Origin of the sequence: Kroppenstedtia sanguinis (genome assembly GCF_050433445.1) — a bacterium.
Taxonomy (GTDB): domain Bacteria; phylum Bacillota; class Bacilli; order Thermoactinomycetales; family DSM-45169; genus Kroppenstedtia; species Kroppenstedtia sanguinis.
Map to the genome: position 1 here is coordinate 13,932 of NZ_JBNPXF010000008.1, position 15,829 is coordinate 29,760.

Consider the following 15,829-nt stretch of genomic DNA (forward strand, 5'->3'; position numbering starts at 1 on the left):
GGTCATGTGAAACCGAATCCCGACCCTCTGCAAACCCAGGTAATCACAACGCTTCTAGTTGGTAAAAGGAGCCTATCGGAGCAAAATAGAGGATAGCGATACATCTATTTGTCATATCACTCGCTCTCTTCCAAAACGATCTGGATTTTCAAACTAGTTTTATGTATGATTCAAATAGAATGATTTATCAGATGAATACGGAGGAGATCCAAATGGACCTTCAACACTGGAACAAGTCATACATCGATGGCAGCTGGCGGGACGGCAATAGCCAATCTTTGTACCAAAATATTAATCCTTTCACCCAGCAACCGATCTCAGAAATCCGCCTGGCTACTGCTGAAGATCTCGACACAGCTTACCAAGCTGCAGCCCGGGTTCAAAAGGAGTGGGAGCAGACTTCCGCCTACAATTGGGCGGCAGTGATGGAAAAAGCGGCGGAACTCATGGTTGAACGTGCAGAGGAACTAATCGAGATCCTCATCGCTGAAACCGGAAGCACACGCATCAAGGCGAATATCGAGGCTAAATCCGCTTTTACTATGCTAAAAATGGCTGCTAGGAACCCTTTTAAAATGGAGACCACCATCCATCCCTCCTTTGTCAACGGAAAGGAGAATCGAGTCTACCGAAAACCGATCGGAGTCATCGGGATCATTAGCCCCTTCAATTTTCCCTTTATCCTTTCCTTGAGAGCAGTGGCTACCTCCCTTTCCACAGGCAATGGAGTCGTACTGAAACCCGATTCCCAGACCTACATTTCCGGCGGACTTTTTTTGGCCAAGCTGTTTGAGGATGCCGGCCTTCCCAAAGGGTTGTTCAATGTGATCACAGCCGAAGTCGAAGAGATCGGAGACGCTTTTGTCGAACACCCCGTCCCCCGCCTCATCTCTTTCACCGGTTCAACCCACACTGGCCGCCATATTGCACAACTGTGCGGCAAGCACTTGAAAAAATCCCATCTGGAGTTGGGAGGAAACAATCCTTTCTTGGTATTGGAAGATGCAAATGTCCATCAAGCCGTTCAGGCCGCCATCTTCGGAAAATATCTGCATCAAGGACAAATCTGTATGTCAATCAATCGCCTCCTGGTACATAAAAATCTCTACGGCGAATTTGTCGAACTCTTCGTGAATCAGGTCAAAAATTTGAAGGTGGGCAATCCCGACGATCCGGATACATTTATCGGTCCCATGATCAACCATCGAGCCGCCGAAAGAATCCGCCCCCTGATCGACAAAAGTGTGGATGCCGGGGCCCAATTAGCCTTGGAAGGAAAAATCTACGATAACTTCATTGAGCCTTTTGTCCTCACAGATGTCACTTCAGAGATGGAAATCGTGCAAAATGAAATCTTCGGTCCTGTCGCCTGTCTGATCCCTGTGGAGAGCGATGAGGAAGCCTTGCGAATCGCCAATGACACCCCGTATGGACTAAGCACTTCCATCTTTACTTCCTCCATAGAACAAGGCGTGCGCCTTGCCCAACAGATCGAATCGGGAATCGTTCACATCAACGACCAAACCGTCAACGATGAACCCAACATTCCCTTCGGAGGTGTCAAGGATTCTGGGTACGGTCGTTATGGTGGAGAAGGGACTCAACGAATTTACGACCACTCAATGGATTTCCGTCCAGCAAGAACCGCGTCTATTTCAATTTTAATATTCAAATTTGGCAAGGAAAAAACGCCTCCTCTCTGTTCCTGAATGATCAGAGAGGAGGCGTTTCCTTAGTCAACACGGCCAAGACTTGAACATCTAAAATAGGCACTATTTTTAATAGCACCTTTTCAAACCTCATAATTCTATTATGTTCCCACACTCTCTAGGAGCGTTGTGATTTAGTGCTTTCTGAGTCGGTCGGGACGAGATTTCAAACCCTTGGCGATGGCGCAGAATTTCCCGATGATGAGATGAGCTTGTTCGCCCAAAAATTATAGTGGTGCGTGACATTTTCCTCAAACCGCTCCGCGCCATTGACATCGTCATAATAGGTGTAACCACGACAAACAGGGCTATTGATTAACCATAAAGCGGATGATAGGAACGAAACGACCCTTTCGCTCTTCCCGTTTCCCTCTCACAAAATATCGCTTGAGGGGACGCGGATGGTGGGACGGCTACGATCTCTTGCAAAGAGCGAAAAGGCTCTTCACCGTCCCACCATCCCGACCCTATTTCCTGCCTAAAATAGGGCTAATCAACACTCCTGGCCTAAAGTAGTATTCGGCCGGGTGACAACATTTTTGATGTAACAACATATGCTCTTGATTTCCTCTTTTGGATCAGCGGCGTTGGGGTTGAGACCGTATTGCTTGGGGCAAGCCCTCTTCTTCGAAGAATAATCATTGAACTACTAGTTAAACTGGAATTTAGCAACTACGCATTATACCTATAATCCTCTATTGCCTTTTTGCTTTTACAATCAAAAAACAAGGTTTTAAAAATTCCTTTGTTATACTTGGCAGTTTGTGAACCGCCCAATCTTTTGGCGTCGGTTCACAAACTTCTTCTAGTATAAAACCCGCTTTTGCAATAGTAGTCAACAATTCCCCCATTGGACGATGATATTTTATAACTCCGTCAACATACCAATGGATTTCACGTCTCCCGGCTTGATTGTAATTTGAGAAAGTATATGATACGCAGTTCCCGTTTTCATCTCGATTGAAATGTCCTTTCTCACCAATCGTAGCTGTGATAATAGGGTGATCCTGTGAATACAGCAAATAACCACCGGGATTTAACAAACCATAAATTTCCTTTATAAGTTTTGGAAAATCCTCTATATAATGAAACGAAAGGGAACTGTAAACAAAATCAAATCTTTCAATGATTGATGGTATATTAGTCATGCTTATATTGATATATTCAATCTTTACATCATTGGACTCCTTTCTTGCGACTTCAAGCATTTTTTCTGATATATCTAGCCCAACAACTCGGTCTGCACCATTTCGTATAAAATCAAGGCAATTATGACCATAACCGCAACCTAAATCTAAAACTTTTTTACCTGTCAAATCTGGCAACATATCCGCCATTGCAGGTTGTTCCAATAAATCGTTGTAGTTCAGGCGTGTTGATTAGCCATATTTCGGATGGGGAGATCGTGTTCTACCACGCTCCGGTTGCCATCCGGCAAGGAAGTGAAAACTGGCCGCTCCAAATCTGACCATCGGGCAGGGGCAAAGCCTTACGGAAGCAACACAGGGAAGATGTTGCCCCTAAACGCCCTCTCTCCAGATTCTCCGCTGGGTAGGATGGCAAAGGTCGCTTTGGTAACACACGACTCCCTTCCGCCGCCCATTTTCTGGTTAATCAACAGCCCTGGTTGTAGTTATCATTACTGCTCCGTAACGAATAATAACCGTTAAAAAAGTCTTGGTTATCATAAATATTTTGATTGCTCATATTACATTCTCCCCTCAATAAATAATCCGCAGTTCAGAGCTGCCCGACAAATTCCTGTTTATCATCACAAAACTGCCTGTTCCACACCTTCATCCAACCTGCTCACACAACCTCGCCATCAAGCCCCGAAAACGGCTTATCTACTGGGCTTTTTTCACACTCACTCTTTTATCCTCGATATCAATACTACCGTCTCCACATGGCTGGTGTGGGGGAACATGTCGACGGGTTGGACCTGGCGACTGGTGTAGCCACGTTCTTTCAGGTATGCGGCATCCCTCGCCAGGGTGGCGGGGTTGCAGGAGACGTAGACGAGGCGGTCCGGGGACAGGTTCACTATGGCATCCAGGAGTTCGGGGGCGCAGCCTTTGCGAGGGGGATCGACGATGACCACATCGGCCCGAAGGCCTTCCCGCGCCCAACGGGGCAGCACTTCCTCGGCGGGACCCGCTTCAAATCTAGCATGGTCAATTCCGTTCAACTCCGCATTATGGCGGGCATCTTCCACCGCCTGGGGAACCGATTCGACACCCAGTACCTGGGCGGCATCTTTGGCGAGATAAAGGCCGATGGTACCGATGCCGCAGTAGGCATCGATCACGGTCTCTTTACCTGTCAGAGCCGCCATGCGCCGCACTTGTTCGTAAAGCACCTCGGTCTGCACCGGGTTCACCTGGAAAAAGGAATGGGGCGAGATGGCAAAACGGACGTGACCGATCCGGTCATGGATCACCGGCTCTCCCCATAGGACCCGGCTCTCTTTGCCCAGGACGACATTGGTTCGGTGAGATTGGATATTTTGTATCAGGGAGACCAATCCCGGAATCCGCTCTCGCAAATGGGCCACCAGTTGCTTGCGGTGGGGAAGCTCCGACCCGTGGGTGACCAGGACCACCATGACCTCTTGGGTGTGAATTCCAGTCCGGACCATGACATGGCGCAGACATCCCCGGTGTTTTTCCTCGTCATAGGGAGGGATGTCCAATTCCCGGACTGACTCGATCACCTGCTGGATCGTACGGTCATTGTCCGGCTGTTGGATCAAACAGTGATCCAAGGGGATGATCTGATGGGAACCAGCGGCGTAGAAGCCAGCCTGGATCTTCCCTTTCCTTCCCCCGAAGGGAACCTGGGCTTTATTTCGATAGCTCCAGGGCTCTTTCATGCCGAGAATGGGTAGGATCTCCGCCTCCAGCCCCCCGATCCGGGTAAAAGCATCCACCACCTGCTGTTCTTTGGATGCTAGCTGAGCTGGGTAATCGATATGTTGCAGTTGGCACCCCCCACACTGATCAAAGACGGGGCAAGGAGGAGCCACCCGGTGGGAGCTACCCTGGAGCACCTCCTCCAACTGCGCGTGAGCGTAGCTCTTCTTCACCCGGCTCACCCGGGCGGCCACCTGCTCCCCGGCGATCGCCAGGGGAACAAAGACGGTGAACCCCTTGTATTTTCCCACCCCGTCCCCGGTATGACTCTGACCCGTGATGGGAAGTGTGATCCGTTCACCCGGCTGGACCGGGGGCTTTGGCTTCGACATAATCTTTCCGACTCCTTCATTCAGATTTCAGCAAATTTCCCGGGGAATGTTTCCAGTTCTCCGTTCATCCAATCACCGATCCCATCCCCGGATCGGTGATTCTCCTTTTCTTCGTACAAAGTTGATAATACGACTTCTGCTACCAGGCGGAGCAAAGTCTTGTCCACCATCAACTCCGGTACTCTTTTTATCACTGTGGCCTGACCCTGAAGAAGTTGTTTCAGTATGTTCAGGTGGATCACTTCTTCTTCACTCTGATGGCCGGTTCCCAATCTTGTCGATCGTCTACCGATAAGAGACTCCTTCGTTGCAATGTCTTCTTGTTGATTCACTGCGTCCCCACCATACTGGACATATATTGGACAGAGGTGTTCCCCACCACTTGGGCTGCCAACTGATCACCGACAAGAATCCCCAGAAACGGAACGATCAATACACAAAATATGCATCCGCTTTAGAGAATAAGAGTGATGAGCCCTATATTCCTTACAGGCCTTTATCAACTGACCAACCGACGAACAAAAAATGATAAACCTCCCGTGGTGGGGAGGCTTGGGTACAACAAAAAAATTTTGTTCGGATGCTATGACACGGGAAAGTATTCTAATTTCAACGACTTACCTGTGATCACGAAGCGACGTCAATAACTGTCTTCTCTTTCTTGGCGGCATCCACCATCAGAATGACAGCTGTGATAATATGCATGATCATTCCCACAAAGGGGATCCACGCCACACAGGAGGTGACGATTCCCAGGATACTGCCGTGCTTTGGGGCTCCACCACTGGCGGAAATAACCAAGGTGGCAATATGGAGCAGTAACATCACCACCAGAGCGTAGTAACCGCTTGCGATCACCAGAAGCCCCCCAAGCACAGGAATCCCCAGCAAAGCCTCAAAGCCACCACATACCCACTTCATGATTCGTGCAGCTGACAATAAAAATACCTCCAAACAGATAAGATATGATGTCCACGGCTTGTTCAAGCCATCACCCGGGATGACATGCGTCAAATGCAGCATTTTCTCCACAGCATCCCGAGATCATTTATTAAAGAGCCTGATGACTCTTCGACTACAAAATATAATTCTACGTGATTTAATTTTTCCCTTTTCAGGCCACGTAGTTTCCCTTCGCTGCCGCTTCCTCCTTGGGGGAAGCGGTTTGCCGTGGCGATATCCCCTCAGAGGCATCGACTCAACCGAACCTGGGTGATCCCCCTCTCTTCCCGGGGTGATCCGTGGCAGGACGACTCCCATCGGGAAGAGTATACCATACATTTCTGTCTAAAGTTTGGCTCATTCTCCCCTAGGAGAACTGGAATTGCCAAAAACTATTTTTTGTCAGGCACGTTGATTAGCCATATTTTAGAAAGGAACTAAGGTCGGGATGGTGGGGCGGTGAAGAGCCTTTGCGCTCTTTGCAAGAGATCGTAGCCGTCCCACCATCCCCGTCCCCTTAAGCGATATTTTACGATGGGGGAAATGGGAAGAGGGAAAGGATCGTTTCCTTCCCATCATCCACTTTATGGTTCATCAACAGCCCTGATTTTTTGTGAAACTCTGGTTGGCATAAAAAGCACCGACCCCCTTCCCGGATCGGCGTTGTGGCGGCTTCATTACTTATGATTCCCGGGCTTGACGGAGGGCTGTCACCAGCTCCTCCACGGTTAAAAACGTGTCGGATAAACCCAGCTCCGCACCGAGGCGGGCTACTACCGGAAGCTCCAAGTGAGCCCGGCGGAGAAGATCGGGACGGGAAAAGATGTCCCGGGTCTCCCCGTCAAATAACACTCTCCCCTGGTTGAGAACGATGGTTCGTTCAAAGCATTCCGCGACAAAGTCCATGTCGTGAATGATGGTCAACACCCCTTTGCCCCGTCCGGTCAGAGTCCCGATGATCTGTCGGATTCGTTCTTTCCCCTGGGGATCCTGGGCGATGGTCGGCTCATCCAAGATGACGATGTCTGTATCCATGGCCACGACGGCGGCGATGCAGACCATTTTTTTCTCCGACAGACTCAAATCCTGAGGGTTGACCTCCAAGCGTTGCTCCAGCCCCACCATTTTCAAGGCATCCAGGGCGTTTTGCCGAGCCGTTTCCGGATCCTGGCCAATATTCAGCGGGCCAAAGAGAACCTCTTCCAATACGTTTCCTTTAAAGATCTGATCGTCGGGGTTTTGAAACACCAGACCGACTTGTCGCGCCAGGGATGCGGCAGTGGCCGCCCCGACATCGGTGTCTCCGACGGTGATTTCCCCTCGATCCGGTCTCAACAATCCTTTCAACAGCTTGACAAAAGTGGTTTTGCCCGCTCCATTCCGGCCGATGATGGCAGTGGGTCGATGGTCAAAGTGAAGGGTGATGTCCTGTAACACCGGGACATCCTTCTGGTATGAAAAGGAGAGATTCTCCACACGGATCATCGTCATGTTTTCAACACCTCACGCGCTTCTTCCAGCGTGACCGGAAACAGGCCGGAATCCTTCCACCGCAGGTTCAATTGCTGGCAAACCTTCGTGTAAATCGGCGCCTCCACCCCGTACTTCGCCAGATCTTCTCTTGAGTACACTTGCGCCGGGGCAGCAAAGTCCACCACCCGGCCATCATCCAACAGCAGCACCTTGTCCGCGAAACGGGCGATTTTCTCCGGTTTGTGTTCTGTCAGGATCACGGTCATCCCTTGCCGTCTCAGACTTTGCACCGCTTGGAATACCTCTTCCGAACCCTGGGGGTCCAGCTGGGAGGTGGGTTCGTCCAGGACAATTACCTGCGGCTTCATGGCGATGATCCCGGCGATGGCCATCCGCTGCATCTGCCCTCCGGACAGATCGAAAGGGTTACGGTCTTTGTACTCCTCCAGCCCCATCAGCCGCAGTGCATCATCGATCCGCTCCATCATTTGCCGGCGCGGCACGCCCATGTTCTCCAGTCCGAAAGCCACCTCCTCCAGCACGCTCAACTTGGAGCCGGTCACCTGGGTGAAGGGATTTTGAAAGACGATCCCCACTTTTCGCGACATCTCACTGATCGTGTGGGTTTTCACCTCTAGCCCGTCGACGATCACCTTGCCGCCATAGGCGCCGTGATAAAAGTGGGGAACCAACCCGACCAGTGCCTGGCACAGGGTGGATTTCCCTGACAGATTGCGCCCGATGATCCCGATGAATTCCCCGGTCTTCACCTCAAAGGAGATATCCTTCAAAGCTAGTTCCTGGGCTCCCGGATAGCGATATTTCAATCCTTCCACTATGAGTTTCTTCATAGAAAAATCCTCCAGACCGCCGCCGCCACCATCATGATCCATAATCCCCACTGGATGGGGCGCGTGGCTACATACGCCTTTTCTTCATGAAGAAAAGTTTTTTCCCCCTTCGCGTTAAACCCCCGTACTTCCAGTGCCATCGCCCGCTCTTTCACATGGATCAACGAACTGAGCACCACGGGGCCGATCAGGGGCAGAAAGGCCTTCACCCGTACATACAGGCTCCCTTCCGTCTCCATCCCCCGGGAACGTTGGGCATCGGTGATCCTTTTCATCGTGGACATCATCTGGGGAACGATCTGGAAGACAGAGACGAGAACATACCCAAAGCGGGGGGAGAGCCCCCGGCGCACCAGGGATTCCACCAAATTCGACGGCTTCGTCGTCAAAACCAGGATCAGAAAGGAACCGACGATATTGATCACCCGAAAGGTGATCAGCAGTGCAAACAGCAGCCCCTCCCGGTAAAAGATGACCGGTCCCAAGGAGAAAAGAGGCGTTTCGTTGGTGGGGTGGAACAACCCCTGGATGAGAATCACCGTGATTAAAATGAAAAAGACGAATCCGTAAACCGGTAGCGATTTTTGGAACACCTTTCCCATCCGGAGCAATAAAAGACTGAGTAACGTGCAGATCAGAGCCGTATACAAAGTGGGAACCAGGATCGGAAGGGCGATCGCCGCCAAAATATACATCATTTTATTGATCGGATCGATCCGGTGCAGGATGGAATCCCGGTCCACATAGAGACTGATCGATTTCACGATGGCTTCACCGCCTTCCCGATGATCTCCCGCCGGATCAATCCAGCTCTTCCACTTGATTGTTGCGGTTGAACATTTGCCTCACATTGGCGGGGAGTCCCCGGTAGATGGCATAGGCGGCCAGGACAACCAACACCTTGTCCGGAAGGTCGACCACGATCTCATCGAGGAAGGAAGCCAACCAGATGGAGGAGGTTTTGGCCATGACTGCAGCAAAGACGGCATCACCCCACAGATTTCCCGTCTGCCCGCCCCAGAAGGCGACATTGAGCGGAGTGGAGATCATCACTGCGGTCAGACCGACAGCCAGCCCGACGATCACTGCTTTCCCCCAGCTTTGAATCCATCCTTTGTGGGTCATGACCCCGGCGATCAGCCCGATAAAGAGACTGGTAATTCCGTATACAAAGGAAATCGGATCCATGGTCAACCCATAGATCACATTGTTCACCACCCCGGAAATCGCCCCGATGACCGGTCCTGCCAACATACTGGCCAGGATCGTCCCGATAGCATCCAGCCACAGCGGCAGTTTTAACACTCCGGCAAACAGCTTTCCAATGTAGTTGATCCCGACCGCCGCCGGAATCAAGACGAGTGAAGCCGTTGAAAAACGGAACGACCACATGCTTCTCTTTTCCATATGCGATCCCCCTTGATCGATTTCTTCGGCTGTCCAGACCCGGCACATCCCCGATCCAGTCTCACCTCCGATCATACCCCTTTCGACTCGGGATGAATAGGCTATCTGTCCAGATCACCCTCTGTTTTCCTCCCTTTTGCCCGGAAAACTGCCTTGAACCGGCAACAAGGAAAGCACCGGGGGGATCTCCCACCCGGTGCTTTCTGTCAGGATCACTAAAAACGTTATGATTTATGCGTTCATGGACGGTCGGGATTGGGTTTCACATGACAGATGAATCCGTCATCTCCCGCATACAATGGGGCTAAAGAGAAACTGGAGGTGGGATAAATGGATAGTTCCCAGGGGGAATCTCCAAAATCGAATCCGACTCCACTGGAACAGTCGGAGATGAAGAAACAAAGGGAAGAGAGCAGGCCCCGTCCGGAACGGATGGAGGCAGTGAAAAAAGCACTGGAACAGAGCTTGTTCGCTGAATCCATCCTGCTCACCATCTCCGGCCAAATCGCTGCCATTCCTGAAATGAAAGACCGACCCGGACTCGCGTCGATCACCGAAGAGAAAGTCCAAACCGGTTCTCTAAGGCTGACAGCTCAGGGGTGTCTTGAACGGATGGTCGGACAGGACTGGCACGAAACGGTGCTATCTCAATTGGTTCAGAGTATGTATGAAGCTCGTCGCCGGGACCGCCTCAAACGCGGGTATCTGATGGAACTGAAGCGAAATGCCCCGGAAGATGCTCGTCCGGCTGTGGAAAACTGGATCCAATGGGTGGATTATGCGGAGCTGACCCTTCAAGAAGCGATGGTTCATGCCCGGGAACTCATCGGTGGCCGCCAGTGGGATTATTTCGCCTCTTCATAGGAGGCCATCTCCGCACCAGCCCCTCTCTATCCACATATGCTGGAAGAAGAAACGATTTGGATGAGGTGAAAAGAACATGCAAGCTTATTCAGATCCTTATCACAGGGGGCTCAGACAACAGATTTTCACCCTAATTCAGGACACTCGCCGACTTCTTGCCGAGTGGGAAGATTCCCATCCCTCAGTGGAGGAGCGCAATCGACTCCTGTCCCAGCTGGACCAAATGGAACAGAGCGCCACCTTTCCAGGTATGACATGGAGTCAGCTGTCCTGGTTATATCAAAAGGTGTTTGAGCTTCACGAAAAAGGAACACAGCAACCTGCCCCCGTTGCCTTTGAATCTCTCCCTTCTCTCCGCGGAGAAGTGGAAGGGCAATCTGAATCCCCGAAAGGGAAAAAAGAAGATGCTTCCGTCCCCGTGCAGCCCGTCCCCATCGGTCACCACGTTCTTCCCCCACTCCCCTACGCCTATGACGCACTGGAACCCCACATTGATGAAAAGACGATGCGGCTGCACCACGACAAACACCACAAAAGCTATGTGGAGGGTCTCAACAAAGCAGAAAAGATGATGGCCAAGGCCCGGAAGACCGGAGATTTTGAGCTGATCAAACACTGGGAGCGGGAAGCGGCTTTCAATGGAGCCGGCCACTATCTCCACACCATCTTCTGGGAAATCATGTCTCCCCAGGGAGGCGGAAAACCCAAGGGAGAGATTGCAAAACAGATCCTTCAGGATTTCGGCAGTTTGGAGTCATTTAAAAAACATTTTTCCCAAGCAGCGGAAAAAGTGGAGGGCGGTGGCTGGGCAATCCTAGTGTGGTCCCCCCGTTCCCACCGTCTGGAGATCCTGCAGGCGGAAAAGCACCAAAACCTGAGCCAGTGGGATGTGGTTCCGCTCCTAGTATTGGACGTCTGGGAACATGCCTATTATCTCAAGTACAACAACGATCGCAAGAAATACATCCATGCTTGGTGGAACCTGGTCTGCTGGAGCGCTGTTAACCATCGTTATCTGAAAGCAAGGAGGTTGCGGTGGAAACCTTACTAAGAAAAACGTCCATCCTATGTAAAAAGGGCGGGTGATCCCCGCCCCCAGCCTGATGTTCAGGCCGTCAATCAAAGGCTTCGGCTCTTCGTCTTCAATATTGTTGGTATCCGGAGGGCTTGCTGATTGACTGGGCTTGTTGAATCTTTTGTTGGGCTTGGCCCAATTCCTGCGTCGCTTGTTGCAATTGTTGCTGCTGTTGGGTGTTCAACTGAGTTCCCTGGCTCTGCTGCAATTGCTGAACTTGTTGCTGGGCTTGCTGCAATTGCTGCTGAGCTTGTTGCAGTGCCTGGGGATTAGCCTGGGATTGGGCCTGTTGAACTTGTTGCATCGCTTGACGTGCCGCCTGAACGGCTTGCTGGAACTGCTGTTGTCCTTGCTGTTGCATAATCATCGCCCCCTGATCCAAATTTGACGGGCGGCCGAAATAGACCCGCCACATGTTAGAGTGCGACGGGAAAAAGAAAGTTATTCTCCATAATCGGGAAATAAAAAGAAAAAACCTGTCGGATTCGACAGGTTATTGTTTGACACGACGCCGGGCCTGCAGAGCAAAGTATGCAAAAAAAAGACTGACCAGTCCGTTAATCGCGTTGTGCTCCGCAAGGAAAAACTGAACCATCGCATTTCCCAACAGGAGCAAGCTTAAAAGAAGATAGACTCCCCGGGAAAAGGGATTTCCCCGAAATTCAAAGAGGATGATGAAAAAATACAACGCGATCACCATAAAGTGGACCGCATAGGGCGGTTCATCCTGTAGGTAAAGAATTCCCGAACCCAGGAAAAACAGGACGATCGCCCCATAAAGGATTTGCATGTAAAACACCTCATTTAGTCTTTGAGGACTTTCAATCAGCAATATTTTCAAGGATCAACTGGTTCACCATCTTCGGGTTGGCCTTGCCTTTGGTCGACTTCATCACCTGGCCGACCAAAAAGCCCAGAGCACGATCTTTTCCGTTTTTATAGTCGATCACAGATTGCGGATGGGCTTGCAACACATCGCTTACGATCTCTTTCAGTTTACCTTCGTCACTGATTTGTACCCAACCTTTTTCCTCCACCACTTTGGCTGGGTCTCCCCCTTGTTCCACCAACTCTTTAAAAACTTTTTTGGCCAGCTTGGAGCTGATGGTTCCCTTGTCGATCAATTGAATCATCCGTGCCAAGGAATCGGCCGTAATCCGAGTCTCCTCCAATTCTTTGCCCTGGTTGTTCAGATAACCGAGCAACTCCGAGGTAACCCAGTTAGACGCCGACTTGGGATCCGCCCCTGCCGCTGCCACCTGATCAAAAAAGTCGGCAATTTTGGGGGAAGCGGTCAAAAGACCCGCATCATAAGCGGACAGACTGAAATCACTCATATAACGGTCCCGGCGTGCATCGGGCAATTCCGGGAGAGAATCTTTCACTCTCCCCTTCCAGGCTTCATCGATTTGAAGCTGGACCAGATCCGGTTCCGGGAAGTAGCGGTAATCATGGGCTTCTTCCTTGCTCCGCATCACTTTCGTCCGCCCTTGATCCTCCAGCCAACGCATCGTCTGCTGCACGATGGTGCCTCCATCGGAGAGAACCTGTGCCTGCCGCTCTTCCTCGTACTTGAGTGCCCGTTCCACATTGCGAAAGGAGTTGAGATTTTTCATCTCTGTCTTCGTACCGAAGGGGGTACTTCCGACAGGTCGCAGACTGATATTGGCATCACAACGAAGGGAGCCTTCCTCCATTTTTACGTCGGAGACACCGGTGTATTGAATAATCTGTTTCAACTTTTCCAGATATGCCCGGCCTTCCTCTGGTGAACGCATGTCCGGTTCCGACACGATCTCGATCAAGGGAACTCCGACACGGTTATAATCCACCAAGGTGCCGTCTCCTGAGTCCGAGTGGATCAGTTTGCCGGCATCTTCTTCCAGATGGACACGAGTAATCCCGATTCTCTTTTTCTTTCCATCCAGCTCGATCTCCAGCCAACCGTCCGTTCCAATCGGTTGATCATATTGCGAGATCTGATATGCCTTGGGCAGATCCGGGTAAAAGTAGTTTTTGCGGTCAAATTTGCTCACATCGGCGATATTGCAGTTGAGAGCCAGCGCAGCCTTCATTGCAAATTCCACCGCCTGCCGGTTCAGCACTGGAAGCACCCCGGGATGGCCCAAGCAGATAGGGCAGGTCTGTGTGTTGGGCGGAGTTCCGAACTCGGTGGAGCAACTGCAGAAAATCTTGGTTTGAGTAGACAGTTCAGCGTGAACTTCCAGTCCGATCACGGTCTCATATGAAGTCATCGGGTACCACCTCCCAGCTTCGGTTCCGGCAAGCGTTCCCCCTGTTGTTCATAGGCGTGTGCCACTTGAAGCACCTGGGCTTCAGCAAAGGGGCGGCCCACCACCTGGAGGCCCACCGGCAACCTGTCAGAGAGGCCACAGGGAACACTTATTGCAGGCAGACCGGCCAGACTGACCGGAATGGTGCAGATATCATTTAGGTACATGGTGAGGGGATCCTCCGTCTTCTCTCCCAGTTTGAAAGCCGTCGTCGGGGCAGAGGGACCCACCACCACATCATATTGGTCGAATATGTTCTCAAAATCCCGACGGATCAAAGTCCTCACCTGTTGTGCCTTTTTGTAGTAGGCATCATAGTATCCGGAACTGAGGGCATAGGTCCCCAACATGATCCGCCGTTTCACCTCTTCTCCAAACCCGGCGTTGCGCGTGTGACTAAACATATCGATCAGGTTTTCCCCGGCGGCACGTTGGCCGAAACGCACACCGTCATAGCGGGCCAAGTTGGAAGAAGCTTCTGCTGGAGCCAACAGATAATAGGTCGCCACCGCATACTCCACATGGGGCAGGGAAACTTCCTCCACCACGGCTCCCAGATCTTCCAACACCTTCAGTGCCCCGTTGACCCGATCTTTCACACCAGGAGAGATTCCCTCTCCCATCAGTTCCCGGGGAACCGCCACTTTGAGCCCCTTGACGTCTCCGGTGAGAGCAGAGAGATAGTCCGTCACTTCCACATCCGCCGAAGTGGAATCCAAGGGATCATGTCCGGCTATCGCCTGTAGGACATAAGCGGCATCCTCCACATTTCCGGTAAGGGGGCCGATCTGATCGAGAGAGGAAGCGAAAGCGATCAGTCCGAAGCGAGAGACTCGTCCATAGGTGGGCTTCAAACCTACCACACCACAAAAAGCCGCCGGTTGTCGAATGGAACCGCCAGTATCGGAGCCGAGGGCGAAGGAGACCTGCCCCGCCGCCACTGCCGCCGCTGAACCTCCGCTAGATCCGCCAGGGACACGCTCTGGATCCCAAGGATTGCGGGTCTCGTAATAGCCGGAGTTTTCATTGGAAGAACCCATGCCGAATTCATCCATGTTCATCTTTCCAACCAGATTGGCCCCGGCTCCCTCTAGCTTCTCCATCACCGTCGCCGGGTACAGAGGAGTGTAACCCTCCAGAATCTTACTGCCAGCGGTGGTGGTGACTCCCTCGGTGCTGATATTATCCTTGATCCCCATGGGGATGCCCGCGAGAGGCCCCCGGTCACCAGAACGCTCATCTAGCACCTGAGCCCGTCGACGGGCGCCTGCTTCGTCTACATGTAGAAAAGCGCGGAGGATGCTGTCCGTCTCCCGAATCCGTTGCAGGGAAGCATCCAGGAGGTCTGAAGCAGTGAGTTCCCCGCTCTTCAAACCATTATGTATCTCCTTAAGAGGTTTCTTTAACAACGACATGATCTTCCTCCTTTACTCCTCAAAAACGTCGGGAACCCGGAACATCCCGTCTTTTTGATCCGGTGCGTTTTGTAATGCCTGCTCCCTTTCCAGAGAAGGTCGCTTCTCGTCCTCGCGCAACACATTGGCCAGAGGCAATACATGGCTGGTAGGCTCCACATCCTCCGTATCCAGTTCATTCAGTTTTTCGGCAAATTGGAGGATATCATTTAACTGCCCTGTGTACAGCCGGGCTTCCTCCTCAGTCAAGGAGAGACGGGCCAGCTGGGCCACATGCTCCACCTGTTCTTTGGAAATCGCCATTTCAAACCACCTCCATCCCATTTATGAAAGCAAACCGGGATCGAATCCAGCCACCCGGTTTCACCTGATCGGACAAAGCCTTTCCTTCCTAACAGTATAGCACAAACCCGTCCCCCTCTACCCCTGTCCCTATAACATCGATAAGAGTGGTGATTTAGTGGGTTGAAGGCGGTCGAGATGGGGTTTCTTCGTTGTTCTGAACTGTCAAAGTCACTCAGGTGAAATCCAATCCTCCCTAGTTGGACTTTTTCA

16 protein-coding genes and 1 pseudogene are annotated in these 15,829 nt (G+C 51.5%); 3 read left to right on the forward strand and 14 right to left on the reverse strand.

Annotated features, from left to right (window positions below; translation table 11 throughout):
• The first annotated feature begins 212 nt into the window (after positions 1-212).
• Positions 213-1,709: an aldehyde dehydrogenase family protein gene (locus tag JOD24_RS06520; RefSeq protein WP_429246567.1), complete on the forward strand. Its 1,497-nt coding sequence runs from the start codon at positions 213-215 to the stop codon at positions 1,707-1,709.
• Positions 1,710-1,873: 164 nt separating this feature from the next.
• Here JOD24_RS06520 and JOD24_RS06525 read toward each other — a convergent pair.
• From JOD24_RS06525 to JOD24_RS06565, 9 genes and pseudogenes are all read right to left on the reverse strand, one after another.
• Positions 1,874-2,001 (reverse strand): annotated as a pseudogene (locus tag JOD24_RS06525) (acetyltransferase); the annotation flags it as partial.
• A 403-nt stretch (positions 2,002-2,404) separates the two neighbouring features.
• On the reverse strand, positions 2,405-3,046 hold the full coding sequence (locus JOD24_RS06530) for a class I SAM-dependent methyltransferase (RefSeq protein WP_429246568.1): 642 nt from the start codon (positions 3,044-3,046) through the stop codon (positions 2,405-2,407).
• Positions 3,047-3,576: 530 nt separating this feature from the next.
• Positions 3,577-4,953, reverse strand: coding sequence for a 23S rRNA (uracil(1939)-C(5))-methyltransferase RlmD (rlmD, locus tag JOD24_RS06535; protein WP_429246569.1), 1,377 nt, complete (start codon positions 4,951-4,953; stop codon positions 3,577-3,579).
• A 20-nt stretch (positions 4,954-4,973) separates the two neighbouring features.
• Complete coding sequence (locus JOD24_RS06540; RefSeq protein ID WP_429246570.1) at positions 4,974-5,285, reverse strand: hypothetical protein; 312 nt, start codon at positions 5,283-5,285, stop codon at positions 4,974-4,976.
• Between the two features lie 295 nt (positions 5,286-5,580).
• Entirely contained in the window at positions 5,581-5,892 is a 312-nt protein-coding gene (locus JOD24_RS06545) for a hypothetical protein (protein WP_429246571.1), read from the reverse strand.
• A 684-nt stretch (positions 5,893-6,576) separates the two neighbouring features.
• Positions 6,577-7,380 (reverse strand): energy-coupling factor ABC transporter ATP-binding protein, encoded by an 804-nt coding sequence (locus tag JOD24_RS06550; RefSeq protein ID WP_429246634.1) that lies wholly within the window; start codon positions 7,378-7,380, stop codon positions 6,577-6,579.
• A gap of 2 nt (positions 7,381-7,382) precedes the next feature.
• Positions 7,383-8,219: an energy-coupling factor ABC transporter ATP-binding protein gene (locus tag JOD24_RS06555; protein ID WP_429246572.1), complete on the reverse strand. Its 837-nt coding sequence runs from the start codon at positions 8,217-8,219 to the stop codon at positions 7,383-7,385.
• A complete protein-coding gene (locus JOD24_RS06560) occupies positions 8,216-8,983 on the reverse strand; it encodes an energy-coupling factor transporter transmembrane component T family protein (protein WP_429246573.1) in 768 nt (255 codons plus the stop codon). Before JOD24_RS06560 ends, JOD24_RS06555 begins: the two co-directional genes overlap by 4 nt.
• Before the next feature lie 37 nt (positions 8,984-9,020).
• Positions 9,021-9,626 (reverse strand): ECF transporter S component, encoded by a 606-nt coding sequence (locus JOD24_RS06565; protein ID WP_429246574.1) that lies wholly within the window; start codon positions 9,624-9,626, stop codon positions 9,021-9,023.
• Positions 9,627-9,956: 330 nt separating this feature from the next.
• Between JOD24_RS06565 and JOD24_RS06570 the strand changes: the two genes are divergently transcribed.
• Both JOD24_RS06570 and JOD24_RS06575 read left to right on the forward strand, forming a co-directional pair.
• A complete protein-coding gene (locus tag JOD24_RS06570; protein ID WP_429246575.1) occupies positions 9,957-10,490 on the forward strand; it encodes a hypothetical protein in 534 nt (177 codons plus the stop codon).
• 76 nt (positions 10,491-10,566) lie between these two features.
• Positions 10,567-11,541 carry a superoxide dismutase gene (locus JOD24_RS06575; RefSeq protein WP_429246576.1) on the forward strand — a complete coding sequence of 325 codons (975 nt, stop codon included), beginning with the start codon at positions 10,567-10,569 and terminating at the stop codon, positions 11,539-11,541.
• 91 nt (positions 11,542-11,632) lie between these two features.
• On the opposite strand, the gene JOD24_RS06580 is transcribed toward JOD24_RS06575, so the two are convergent.
• The 5 genes from JOD24_RS06580 to gatC all read right to left on the reverse strand — a co-directional run bounded on the left by JOD24_RS06580 (position 11,633) and on the right by gatC (position 15,577).
• Positions 11,633-11,926 (reverse strand): hypothetical protein, encoded by a 294-nt coding sequence (locus JOD24_RS06580; protein WP_380165843.1) that lies wholly within the window; start codon positions 11,924-11,926, stop codon positions 11,633-11,635.
• A gap of 132 nt (positions 11,927-12,058) precedes the next feature.
• Entirely contained in the window at positions 12,059-12,355 is a 297-nt protein-coding gene (locus JOD24_RS06585; RefSeq protein WP_380165841.1) for a hypothetical protein, read from the reverse strand.
• Between the two features lie 31 nt (positions 12,356-12,386).
• Positions 12,387-13,820: an Asp-tRNA(Asn)/Glu-tRNA(Gln) amidotransferase subunit GatB gene (gene gatB, locus JOD24_RS06590; RefSeq protein WP_429246577.1), complete on the reverse strand. Its 1,434-nt coding sequence runs from the start codon at positions 13,818-13,820 to the stop codon at positions 12,387-12,389.
• A complete protein-coding gene (gatA, locus tag JOD24_RS06595) occupies positions 13,817-15,274 on the reverse strand; it encodes an Asp-tRNA(Asn)/Glu-tRNA(Gln) amidotransferase subunit GatA (RefSeq protein WP_429246578.1) in 1,458 nt (485 codons plus the stop codon). The genes gatB and gatA overlap by 4 nt, the downstream gene beginning before the upstream one ends.
• A 12-nt stretch (positions 15,275-15,286) precedes the next feature.
• Complete coding sequence (gatC, locus tag JOD24_RS06600; protein ID WP_380165835.1) at positions 15,287-15,577, reverse strand: Asp-tRNA(Asn)/Glu-tRNA(Gln) amidotransferase subunit GatC; 291 nt, start codon at positions 15,575-15,577, stop codon at positions 15,287-15,289.
• Positions 15,578-15,829 lie beyond the last annotated feature (252 nt).

What these genes read in the sequence shown, in the direction of transcription:
- JOD24_RS06520 (WP_429246567.1), top strand. Translation starts at nt 213, where the DNA reads ATGGACCTTCAACACTGGAACAAGTCATACATCGATGGCAGCTGGCGG.
- JOD24_RS06530 (WP_429246568.1), bottom strand. Translation starts at nt 3,046, where the DNA reads ATGGCGGATATGTTGCCAGATTTGACAGGTAAAAAAGTTTTAGATTTA.
- rlmD (WP_429246569.1), bottom strand. Translation starts at nt 4,953, where the DNA reads ATGTCGAAGCCAAAGCCCCCGGTCCAGCCGGGTGAACGGATCACACTT.
- JOD24_RS06550 (WP_429246634.1), bottom strand. Translation starts at nt 7,380, where the DNA reads ATGATCCGTGTGGAGAATCTCTCCTTTTCATACCAGAAGGATGTCCCG.
- JOD24_RS06555 (WP_429246572.1), bottom strand. Translation starts at nt 8,219, where the DNA reads ATGAAGAAACTCATAGTGGAAGGATTGAAATATCGCTATCCGGGAGCC.
- JOD24_RS06565 (WP_429246574.1), bottom strand. Translation starts at nt 9,626, where the DNA reads ATGGAAAAGAGAAGCATGTGGTCGTTCCGTTTTTCAACGGCTTCACTC.
- JOD24_RS06570 (WP_429246575.1), top strand. Translation starts at nt 9,957, where the DNA reads ATGGATAGTTCCCAGGGGGAATCTCCAAAATCGAATCCGACTCCACTG.
- JOD24_RS06575 (WP_429246576.1), top strand. Translation starts at nt 10,567, where the DNA reads ATGCAAGCTTATTCAGATCCTTATCACAGGGGGCTCAGACAACAGATT.
- JOD24_RS06580 (WP_380165843.1), bottom strand. Translation starts at nt 11,926, where the DNA reads ATGCAACAGCAAGGACAACAGCAGTTCCAGCAAGCCGTTCAGGCGGCA.
- JOD24_RS06585 (WP_380165841.1), bottom strand. Translation starts at nt 12,355, where the DNA reads ATGCAAATCCTTTATGGGGCGATCGTCCTGTTTTTCCTGGGTTCGGGA.
- gatB (WP_429246577.1), bottom strand. Translation starts at nt 13,820, where the DNA reads ATGACTTCATATGAGACCGTGATCGGACTGGAAGTTCACGCTGAACTG.
- gatA (WP_429246578.1), bottom strand. Translation starts at nt 15,274, where the DNA reads ATGTCGTTGTTAAAGAAACCTCTTAAGGAGATACATAATGGTTTGAAG.
- gatC (WP_380165835.1), bottom strand. Translation starts at nt 15,577, where the DNA reads ATGGCGATTTCCAAAGAACAGGTGGAGCATGTGGCCCAGCTGGCCCGT.